The sequence below is a fragment of the Bradyrhizobium sp. Bra64 genome (assembly GCF_024519875.1).
Classification (GTDB): domain Bacteria; phylum Pseudomonadota; class Alphaproteobacteria; order Rhizobiales; family Xanthobacteraceae; genus Bradyrhizobium; species Bradyrhizobium japonicum_G.
Genome location: NZ_JALJRD010000025.1, coordinates 44286 through 53801, shown reverse-complemented (window position 1 = coordinate 53801; position 9516 = coordinate 44286). Strand labels below are relative to the sequence as shown.

Below are 9516 nucleotides of genomic sequence, written 5' to 3'. Positions count from 1 at the left end.
GCGTCCGCCACAACCCATCCCGCGTTTCGTGACGATCGCGATACGCCCCTCTGACAGGGATGAGGTGAGGAACGATGCGGTAAATCCGCATTTCTGTAAAGGCGAATATTTTCGCAAGGCCGGCTTGACCCTTTGCTTGGGTGTTTTGCCCGTCGGGCAACGCAACGGCTTGTAGCTCGCATCTCACGGCCGCCGGCACACCAGATCGATCTCGATCAGCGCATCATAGGCAAGGCCGGTGACGCCGACGCAGGTGCGCGCCGGCAGGCGGCCGGGCGCGAAGTACGTGCGGTAGGTCTCGTTCATCGCCGTGTAGTCGTCCTTGAAGCGCGTGAGATAGATTCGCGCCATCACTACGTGCTCGAGGCCGAGATCGAGACCGGCGAGCACCAGCTTCAAATTCTCCATCACCGCCCTCGTCTGCGCGACGATGCCCTCTGGCAGCACGCCCGGGGTTTGCGGCGTATCCGGCATCTGGCCGGTGACGAAGACGAAGCCGTCGGTTTCGACCGCGTGGCTGAAGGGCGCGACCGGCTTCGGGCCGCCGCTGATCATGTGGAATTTCACTGGGGTATCCTTCGGTTCAAGGCGCGTCCTGAAACAGCCGCTTGCTGATGATCGCGTGCACGCCCCAATTGCCGTCGACGACCTGGGTGACGCCGAAGTCCACGGCGGCTGACATCAGGGCGATCGCCTCGTCCTCGCTGAGACCCTTCACGTTCATCAGGAAGCGCCGCATCTTGCGGAAGGCGTCCTTCATGGCGAGGTCGAGCGAGGACTTTGCATAGACCTCGCTCTGGCCCTGCGCGCCGAACTCGGCGAGATAGTTGGGATGGCTGAAGCCGGTCAGCACCCAGTCGGTCGCGGTTTCAATCAGGGGATAGCTGAGATCGGCGAAGGGCTGGCCGGCAAGGTCGGCCTTCTTGTGCAGGATCACCTCGAACGTGCCGGTCATGGAGCATTCGATCGCGGTGCCGCTCAACTCACCGTCGCCCTGGGCTGCGTGGGGATCGCCGACCGACAGCAGCGCGCCGGGGACGGAGACCGGAAGATAGACCGTGGCCCCCTTCCCCAGCCGCCAATTGTCGAGATTGCCGCCGAAATAGGATGGCGGCACGGAATCGATGAAATCGACCTCGCGCGGCGCCACCGCGATTACGCCGAAATGCGGACGCAGGGGAATGCGGATGCCGTCGAGCACGGCGTGGCGGCGTTTCACCGTACCGGGCGCGACGGGAATGCCGGGATAATCGTAGGTAGGGTGCACGACGCCGAACGGATCGGTCTGCGGCTCCCAGCGGTAGGAATACAGCGCGCGGGCGTGCGGCGCATCAGCGTCGTCAAGGATCTCGTAGATCGTCACCGCTTCGCGGGGCTTCGGTCCCGAAAGGAACTCGTCGTAATGATAGCCCCACCAGGCCGCGACCGAGGAGCCGAACACGCGGCCGGCATGTTTCGGATGACGGCTCGCCCGCGGCACGATGTCGAGGATCCGCACTTCCAGCACGTCGCCCGGCTGGGCGTCCTTCACTGCCACGGGCCCGGTGCAGATGTGCACGCCGAAGCCTTCGCCGGCGCCGCGACCAAACACGCTGGCGTCCATCGGACCGGCGCCGCGGCGATCCACGTTCTTCCTGGCCTTGGTCCATCCGAACACGCTTTCGGCGGCGGCATCGCCCGCGATCATCAGTTCAGGGTCGTCGGAGGCGTGCTGGGTCAATGTCTCGATGGTGATGGTATCGCCCGAGGCGATCTCGAGCTGCGGCGCCAGCGAACGGCTGAAATAACCCCAATGAACACGGTCGGCCTCGATCGGCAGATGATGGTGCTTGCGTCCGGCTGTTCTCGGCTCATCGGTGTCGGTGCGGGAAACATTGCTGCGCGCCTCCGCTCCCGCCTGGTGTGCGCGCAGCTGCGCCAGCGCCTCCTGCGGCCAGCCGCGCTGACCGGTGATCCCGTGCTGCAAGGTCGCCCGCTCCGCCTCCTGCTGGCGGAACTCGCGCGGCGGCAGGCCGAAGCGGTGGCGGAAGGCGCGGCTGAAATGCGCGGAGTCGCCGAAGCCATAGGCGTAGGCGATCTCCGAGATCGAGCGATGCGCTTCAGCCAGATTGGACAGGTCGGCCCAGGCGCGCTGCAGCCGCCGCTCGCGGACGTAATGGGTGAAATTGTCGCCGACCGTCTCGAACAGCTTTTGCAAATAGCGCTCGGAAATCCCCTCGGCCTGCGCGACGCGCGCCGGCACCAATTCGGGATCATCGAGCCGCCGTTCGATGGTGCGGCAGATCCGGTGCAGCAGCGCGGCCTGCGTCGCGCTCGATCCGGCATCGGACGTCGAGGCCGCCAGTTGATGCGCAAGGGTCAAGAGGAGGTCGACGAGCGACTGCGCGACCGCGTTCCATTCGGCATCGCTCAGCGTCTCGAGCGTGCGCGCGGTCGCATCCAGCAGACGCGCGAACACATCGGCGAAACCGCTGGCCGCAACGACCCGGGGCTCGCCGAGCCTTGGCTTGCCCGAAAGGCGACCGTGCAGCGCGCCCGATGTCACCGACAGCACGATGGCGCGCATGTCGCGCTGGAACACGATGCTCCAGTCCCCGCTCCGCGGCAACAGCACCAGATGGCCGACCGGAACGATGCGGTGGCCGCCGGCACTTCTGAGCACCATGCCATCGTCGAGCGGCATCAGGGCGATCGGAAGCTCTTCGTTCGCGTGAGACAGAGGTCCGACGCTCTGCGCGCCCGCGGCCATGCGCGTCATCGCGACGCCCGCGGCCTGACGATGCGACGCCGTTGCGTGTCCGTCAAAAAAGCAATGGCCGCCAGCCGGTTGCAGGCCGACGGCAGCGAGCACGTCCCGCCAGGCTTCGGGGCGGTCGTCTTGCGTGTAGGACTCGCTCGTGAACGGCCGGAAGCTCATCGGATCAACCCAGATTGCCGTTGATCGAAGCAACCTCTGTGCCAGCCGCACTCGATCATCCGTCGTAGCGACGGGCCGCAAATGACGATCGCTGCTCATCCTCTCATCCCGGAAACACGCGACGCTTCAACGCATTAGTCGCAACGGAAGATGTTCTTGCGGATCGTGCCGTGAACGCCCCAATTGGCGTCGACCACCTGGGTGACGCCGAAATCGGCGCCGACCGACATCAGCGAGATCGCCTCGTCCTCGCTGAGGCGATGCACGGTCATCAGGAACCGTCGGAGCTTGCGGAACGCATCGCGCATCGCACGGTCGAGACTGCTGTGATTGGCAATGTCGGTTTGGGCGTCGGCGCCGAGCGCGGCGAGATAGTTCGGATAGGTGAAGCCGTAGAACGACCAGGCCTGATCGGTCTCCAGCATCGGATGGTCGAGACCTTCGAGGCTGGTGCCGGCGAGGTCGGCTTTCTTGTGCAGGATGAACTCGAAGTCGCCGGTCAGCGAGGTCTCGATTGCGGTGCCGCCGAGCTCGCTGTCGCCCTGCGCGGCATGGGGATCGCCGACCGAGAAATACGCGCCGGGGACGGCGACCGGATAGAACATGCGCGCACCCTTGCCGATGCGCCAGTCGTCGATGTTGCCGCCGGTATAGCTCGGCGGGATCGAGCTGACGAAATCGGCCTCCGACGGCGCGAGCCCCATCGTGCCGAAATGCAGACGGGCCGGCACCTTCACACTGGACAGGATGTTCTCGCGCTTCTTGATGGTGGCGTGATCGACGCGCACGCCGGGATAGTCGATCATCGAGTGCACGATGCCGTCGGGATCGGTCTGCGGCGTCCAGACGTAATTGTAGACCGCCTTGGCGTAGGGCTCGCCGGAGGTGTCGAGCTCGAAGATGGTGACGACCTCGCGTGGCTTCGGCTCCTCGATCAGGTCGTGATAATGAAACCCCCAGTTCGCCGCGACGTTGGAGCCAAAGCAGCGCCCGGCATGGCAGGCACTGCAGCTCGGTCGTGGCCGGACGTCGAGGATGCGCACCTCCAGGATATCGCCGGGCTCGGCTCCTTCGATCGCGACCGGTCCGGTGAGGAGATGCACGCCAATCCCCTCGCCTGCGCCGCGGATGAACGGGCCTTCGACGGGACCTGAGCCGCGGCGCGCCACCGCCTTGTGCTCACGCGTCCACTGGAACACGCTCTCGGCACCGGGATCGCCCGCGATCATGCGCTCGTAATCGTCATTGGCGTGATGGGTCAGCGTCTCGATGGTGGCGCGATCGCCGGAGCGCAGCGTCAACGCCGGGGCGACGGCTTTGGAGAAATAACCCCAATGGACCGTCTTGGGCGACACCGGCAGCGTGACATGCTTCATGACTTGATCTCTTTTGACTTGGCCTCTTCAGGTGACTTGGCCTCTTCGGGGAACGCGGTCGCTGGTCTTGCGAGGCCGGACGGCAGGTCATCGCACCGCCTCCGGAATCTTGTCGGCTTCCATCACGCTGAGAAAACGCGCGGTCAGCGGATTGCGGGGATTGGTGAGCACCTCATGCGCCGGCCCCTCCTCGATGATCACCCCGCCGCTCAGGAAAGCGACGCGGTCGGCGACTTCATCGGCGAAGCGGATCTGGTGCGTCGAGATGATCATGGTGAGACCGTCGTCGATGGCGAGACGGCGGATCACTTCCAGCACCTCGTTGACGAGCTCGGGATCGAGCGCGGAGGTCGGCTCGTCCAGCAGCAGCACGCTCGGGTTTGGTGCGAGTGCCCGCGCGATGGCGACGCGCTGCTGCTGGCCGCCGGAGAGATGCCGCGGCAGCGCATCGGCGCGATGTGTCAGGCCCACGCGCTCGAGCAATTCGGCCGCGCGGCGGTCGGCATCGATGCGGGTCATGCCGTGCACCCAGCGCAGCGGACCGGCGATGTTCTCCCTGGCCGACAGGTGGGCAAACAGGTTGAATTGCTGGAACACCATGCCGACGCCAACCGTTGCCCGTTCGTTGGCCATCGCCCGTGGTGACAACAGCTTGCCGTCATCGTCGAAACCGAGACGGCGGCCGCCGACGCGCACGGTACCTGCGTCCCAGCTTTCGAGATGATTGATGCAGCGGAGCAGCGTGCTCTTGCCGGAGCCGCTGGGACCGAGCAATGCGACCACCTCGCCGACGCGAACGGTGAGATCGAGACCGCCGAGCACCTTTTGCGCGCCGTAGCTCTTGGTGAGGTCCTTGGCCTCGACCGCGATGTTGTTGCGCGCGATCGTCGCTGCGCGCCGGGTGCGTTCCTCGCGCGTCAAGGCCAGCGGAGGCGTCTCGGCAAGCTGCTCCGCCACTACCGGCTCGGGATCGGCAGCGGTCGCCTCGGCAAGCTCGAGCCTGGTGGCGAGATCGACGCGACGCCACGGCAGATAGTCGGCGAGCTTGCGCTCGCGGCCTTGGGCGCGGTCGAGATCGAGCAGCCATTCGACGAACAGCTGGATGACGCTGATGGCAAAGGTCAGCACCAGATACAAAAGGCCGGAGGCGAAGAAGATCGAGAAGAAGTCGAAGGTCGAGGACGCAAGCTGGGTCGAGCGCAGCGTCAGCTCCTGGACCGCGACGACGGAGGCGAGCGAGGAATTCTTCAGCGCGCTGACGGCCTCGTTGCCGAAGGCCGGGATCATGGTGCGGATCGCCTGAGGCGCGATCACCCGCCACATCAGGATTCTGGGCGTCATGCCGAGCGCCTGGCCCGCCGTCACCTGCCCGCGGTCGACGCCGAGCACGCCGGCGCGCAGCATCTCGGCGATGAACGGCGCCTCGTTGCAGGCGAGCGCGAGGCCGGCGGCCAGCACCGCCGGCAGCTTGATGCCGATATGCGGCAGCGCGTCATAGGCGAACACCATCTGCAGGATCAGCGGCGTCCCGCGGAAGATCACGGTGTAGGCCCGGGCGATCGCCGCCAGCAGCCAGAAGCGCGACAGCTGCATGCCGGCGAGGATCAATCCGAGGATCAATCCGCCGCCGAGCCCGAGGGCAGTCACCTCGAGGGTGAGCTCGATGCCCTCGAGCAGATACGGCATGCTCAGGTAATGGAGGAACAGCGACATCAGTCTGCCGTCAGGATGTCAGGCTCCTTGAAGTTGTTCACGTCGAGCCCATGCTTCTTCAGAAGCTCCATATGCGTGCCGGCCTTCTGCACCTCGATCAGCGCGGCGAGCACGGCGTCACGGAATTTCGGCTTGTCCTTCGGCACTGCGATCCCGACCGAATACGGGATCGTCACCGCGATCGCCTTCTCCAGCTTGTCCGGATAGGCCTTCACCGCGCTGTCGACGGTGTTGACGTCGTTGACATAGGTGTCCGCCCGGCCGGCGAGGATCGCCTGGATGCAGTTGGCGTTGTTGTCGTAGAGCTGGACGGTCGGCTCGGGCTTGCCGGCCTTCTTGCACTCCGGCATCAGGGCCTGGATCAGAGGCACCTCGACATATCCGGTGTTTTCGGCGGCAGCCGCGCCGCACATCGACATGTTGATGCCATTGATGCCCTTCGGATTGCCCTTGGCGACCAGCACGCCGTCGAACACCTTCGAGTAGGTGATGAAGTCGGCGGCCTTGGCGCGCTCCTTGGTGGCATAGATATCGGAGATGACGATATCGGCCTGTCCCGCGGCGAGCGTGGTCAGCAGTGCGGCGAACGTCACCGGCTTGTAGGTCAGCTTGAAGCCGAGGCATTCGCCGATGGCTTCGCCGAGGTCGATGTCGAAGCCGATATATTTGCTGGGATCCTTCGGGTCGATCGTCTCATAGCCCGGCGTGTGCGGGTTGATGGCGTTGACGAGCGTCTTGCCCTTCCAGTCCGGATATTTGGCCTGCAGCGCGGCGCAGGCGGCGGGCGCTGCGGCCTGCGCGCTCAGCGGTGCAGCGGCAACGAGGCCGATAGCGATGGCGGCGCCGAGCGCCAGCCTGCGCCACGGCTGTGATGCGCGCGCGATCCCCCGCCGCGCCTGGGGCAATACCCGTGTCTCCATCTCCAGCTCCTTCGAATTGTCATGGCAATGGCCATGTTCCAGATCTCGGGAGCGAGCCTAGGTGGAGTGCGGACCGGAAAGCTTGTCCGCGGGCGTACAAAAAATTGGATGGAAGGGGCCCGTGATTTGGGCAAGCGACTGCACAAAAACTGTTCGCAGGCACGACGTGTCTCGGCGCGGGATTCCGAATTCGGGAGAACCATATCGTTCCGGATGACGTACCGATCTGCGCGATCCGAGAATCATCCGGTCAGCTTATTTGACAGAGATATGACGATGACCGGCGGAGATACGACGATTTACGGATCCATCTGCGGCCGGCATCCGAACTGGATCACCGCCGTCCACAGCCTGTCCGCAGCATATCCACAGGCCGATCATGCCAGATTCGCGAGCTGGCACGAGCCACTTGCTGCGCACAAACTCACAGGCCTGGTATGTCAGCCGCCGGCCTGATCGAACACGCTGCGGCAAGCCTCGCTCAAGCTTGACCGGTTACGGCGCAGGCAGGCTGTGATGGCGCGGACGTTGGGGATCTCGCCGGCGCAGAGCCGGTAGACGTCGGGCGTGCAGGCCCGACGCTGCTCGGGCGTTCCCTGCTGCGCATGTGCGGCGGAGGCAAACAGCGTCAGAAACAATCCGAGCGTCGAGGCGCGACGCGCCCGGCTCTTCACACCCGCAAACCGCAAGAACCTTGCCTTCATGACGAAGTCTCCTGTCTGCCCTGCCCACCCCCGGCCTGCATTGGCCGGGCTTGCGAAGGGGTAGGAGAAATAAACCGCCGGGAATGTGATCTCTTTCACACGGGCAGCCGGTCGGAGGCGCTTACGGTTCCCGGGGGATTTTCATGAATCGCTAACTAATCGGGACCCGATCGCCGGATCGTTAAAATGCGAACGATCGGTTCAATCGGGTAACAAGCCGACTTTGCGACATTGCGCCATCCGCGGTTCGGAGGGTGTGATGAGCGAAGCCGAATTCAACTTGCTGCTGGATGCCGTCCAGGACGCCATGGTCCATGAAGATCCGGCGTTCGCGCCGGGGGAGGATTTCGTGCCGCGCTCGTGGACGTTCAACGCCAAGCCCAAGGCCGCCAACGACAATGAGGGCGCCTGGCCCCTCCTGCCGTTTCCGGACGGCTGGTACGCGGCCTGCTGAGGCCAATTTCAACTCGAAAACGTAGCGGCTGCCCGCGGGCGTTTTGCGCCAGGCCCAGCGCCGCACGGGCACGACCGTGATCAGGTCTTGATGCGCTCCTCGCCGTCCTGCAACGCCCGGTCGGGCGCGGTCGGCGGAAAGATGCTGTCATAGATCGCTCGGGCCTCGCGAATGAGGCGAGCCCGCTCCAGCTCGGATTTCGGGACAAATCGGACGATTTCGCTCACGTGCTCTCCAGCGCTCGATCGCTCGGGGAATACATCACCTGGCTGATGCGAACTCTATGCCAGCAGGCCTGAATCACGGGTTTCCGGCAGGCCCGGGCAAACCCGGTGTGCGCCAGCGCGGCCTTCGTGGCCGGATCTGCATGCAGGCGCGGCGGAACCTGCGCCGCAATCAATTTGTGCTGAAAGATCAGAACTTTGCGATGGAGGCCACGTCGGGACTCGAACCCGAGTAAACGGTTTTGCAGACCGGCGCGTAACCACTCCGCCACGTGGCCCCAACGAGGGCGGAGCAATATAGGGGATCATGGATTTAGGCAACCCCGACCGGAGCCGGCCATGCCTTCGCACTGCCGAGATATCTGCCGGGAATCTCATCGATGGCGCCGGCCGTCGCGACGCGTCCCTCCTCCAGGAGGATCGCGCGGTTTCAGGTGCTTGGGACGAGTCAGGCCCGCTTGCCGCGCCGGACACCACGCCGGCGGTCCTTGACCACCGGTTTCGGCGCCAATTCCGGCATCTCGGCCTGGACTTCGCGATAGCGGGTTAGCATCCGTTCAAAACTCGCGTTCAGCGTCTGCGCGATGTCGGGGCGCTTCTCGAGACTGGCCAGGATCGTTGCGGCAGCCTCGATGGTGGAGAGTCCGTCCTTGCGCGGCTCCTTGCGCAGGCGCCCGTAGCGCGAGGGGTGCGCCGGGTTGAGGATCACGCGCTGGCACTTCAGCATCCAGGGGTTGCGCCACCACAATGCCTTGGCCTGGCTCCACGTGCCGTCGAGCAGCACCACGCCTTCGAGCTTGCCCAGGATCGCACGCTGGTTCTCCGCAATCGCGCCCTTGCGGTCGAGTGCGACAATCTCGCCCTCGACCTCGAGAGCGGCCGCGCGTGCCGAGCCGAGATAGAGCACGGCCCAGCGCGCCGCATTCTCGACCGGCTGCCCCAGCGCCTTGGACAGGCTCGGCCAGGACAGGCCGACGCGCACCGTCGCCTTGGCGAAATGCTTCGCAAGCAGCCGTGCGGTGCCAAGCGCCCTGTCCTGCTCCTGCGGATGCTGGAGGATCAGGAGCGAGAGCCGGTTTTCGATCGGCGTGACGCTGTCGCAGATGCACAGCGGCATCGGCTTCTGGCAGTGCGGGCATTCGGGGATCGGATCGGCCGGCGCGGCGGCTGCTGGGTTCGACATGGTCGCCGCTATACGCTTTGCGCGG

The 9516-nt window shown here is 65.1% G+C and carries 9 protein-coding genes and 1 tRNA gene; 1 reads left to right on the top strand and 9 read right to left on the bottom strand.

What is annotated here, in order from left to right; translation table 11 throughout:
- Nucleotides 1-183 precede the first annotated feature (183 nt).
- The 6 genes from NR187_RS34435 to NR187_RS34410 form a co-directional block, all read right to left on the bottom strand.
- Complete coding sequence (locus NR187_RS34435; protein ID WP_211385795.1) at nt 184-567, bottom strand: RidA family protein; 384 nt, start codon at nt 565-567, stop codon at nt 184-186.
- A gap of 16 nt (nt 568-583) precedes the next feature.
- Nucleotides 584-2917, bottom strand: coding sequence for an acetamidase/formamidase family protein (locus NR187_RS34430; RefSeq protein WP_256809458.1), 2334 nt, complete (start codon nt 2915-2917; stop codon nt 584-586).
- A gap of 134 nt (nt 2918-3051) precedes the next feature.
- Nucleotides 3052-4293: an acetamidase/formamidase family protein gene (locus NR187_RS34425; RefSeq protein WP_256809457.1), complete on the bottom strand. Its 1242-nt coding sequence runs from the start codon at nt 4291-4293 to the stop codon at nt 3052-3054.
- 87 nt (nt 4294-4380) lie between these two features.
- The gene (locus NR187_RS34420) at nt 4381-6006 is read right to left on the bottom strand and encodes an amino acid ABC transporter permease/ATP-binding protein (RefSeq protein WP_256809456.1); all 1626 of its coding nucleotides are present in this window, start codon (nt 6004-6006) and stop codon (nt 4381-4383) included.
- The gene (locus tag NR187_RS34415; protein WP_211385791.1) at nt 6006-6926 is read right to left on the bottom strand and encodes an ABC transporter substrate-binding protein; all 921 of its coding nucleotides are present in this window, start codon (nt 6924-6926) and stop codon (nt 6006-6008) included. The genes NR187_RS34420 and NR187_RS34415 overlap by 1 nt, the downstream gene beginning before the upstream one ends.
- A 440-nt stretch (nt 6927-7366) precedes the next feature.
- Nucleotides 7367-7630 (bottom strand): hypothetical protein, encoded by a 264-nt coding sequence (locus NR187_RS34410; protein WP_256809455.1) that lies wholly within the window; start codon nt 7628-7630, stop codon nt 7367-7369.
- A 259-nt stretch (nt 7631-7889) separates the two neighbouring features.
- On the opposite strand from NR187_RS34410, the gene NR187_RS34405 reads away from it, so the two are divergent.
- The gene (locus tag NR187_RS34405; protein WP_211385789.1) at nt 7890-8084 is read left to right on the top strand and encodes a hypothetical protein; all 195 of its coding nucleotides are present in this window, start codon (nt 7890-7892) and stop codon (nt 8082-8084) included.
- An 80-nt stretch (nt 8085-8164) separates the two neighbouring features.
- Here the strand turns inward: NR187_RS34405 and NR187_RS34400 are convergent, their stop codons facing one another.
- The 3 genes from NR187_RS34400 to NR187_RS34390 form a co-directional block, all read right to left on the bottom strand.
- On the bottom strand, nt 8165-8311 hold the full coding sequence (locus NR187_RS34400; RefSeq protein ID WP_256809453.1) for a hypothetical protein: 147 nt from the start codon (nt 8309-8311) through the stop codon (nt 8165-8167).
- Nucleotides 8312-8512: 201 nt separating this feature from the next.
- Nucleotides 8513-8586, bottom strand: a tRNA-Cys gene (locus NR187_RS34395).
- Between the two features lie 170 nt (nt 8587-8756).
- The gene (locus tag NR187_RS34390) at nt 8757-9491 is read right to left on the bottom strand and encodes a tRNA-uridine aminocarboxypropyltransferase (RefSeq protein ID WP_256809451.1); all 735 of its coding nucleotides are present in this window, start codon (nt 9489-9491) and stop codon (nt 8757-8759) included.
- Nucleotides 9492-9516: the final 25 nt, after the last annotated feature.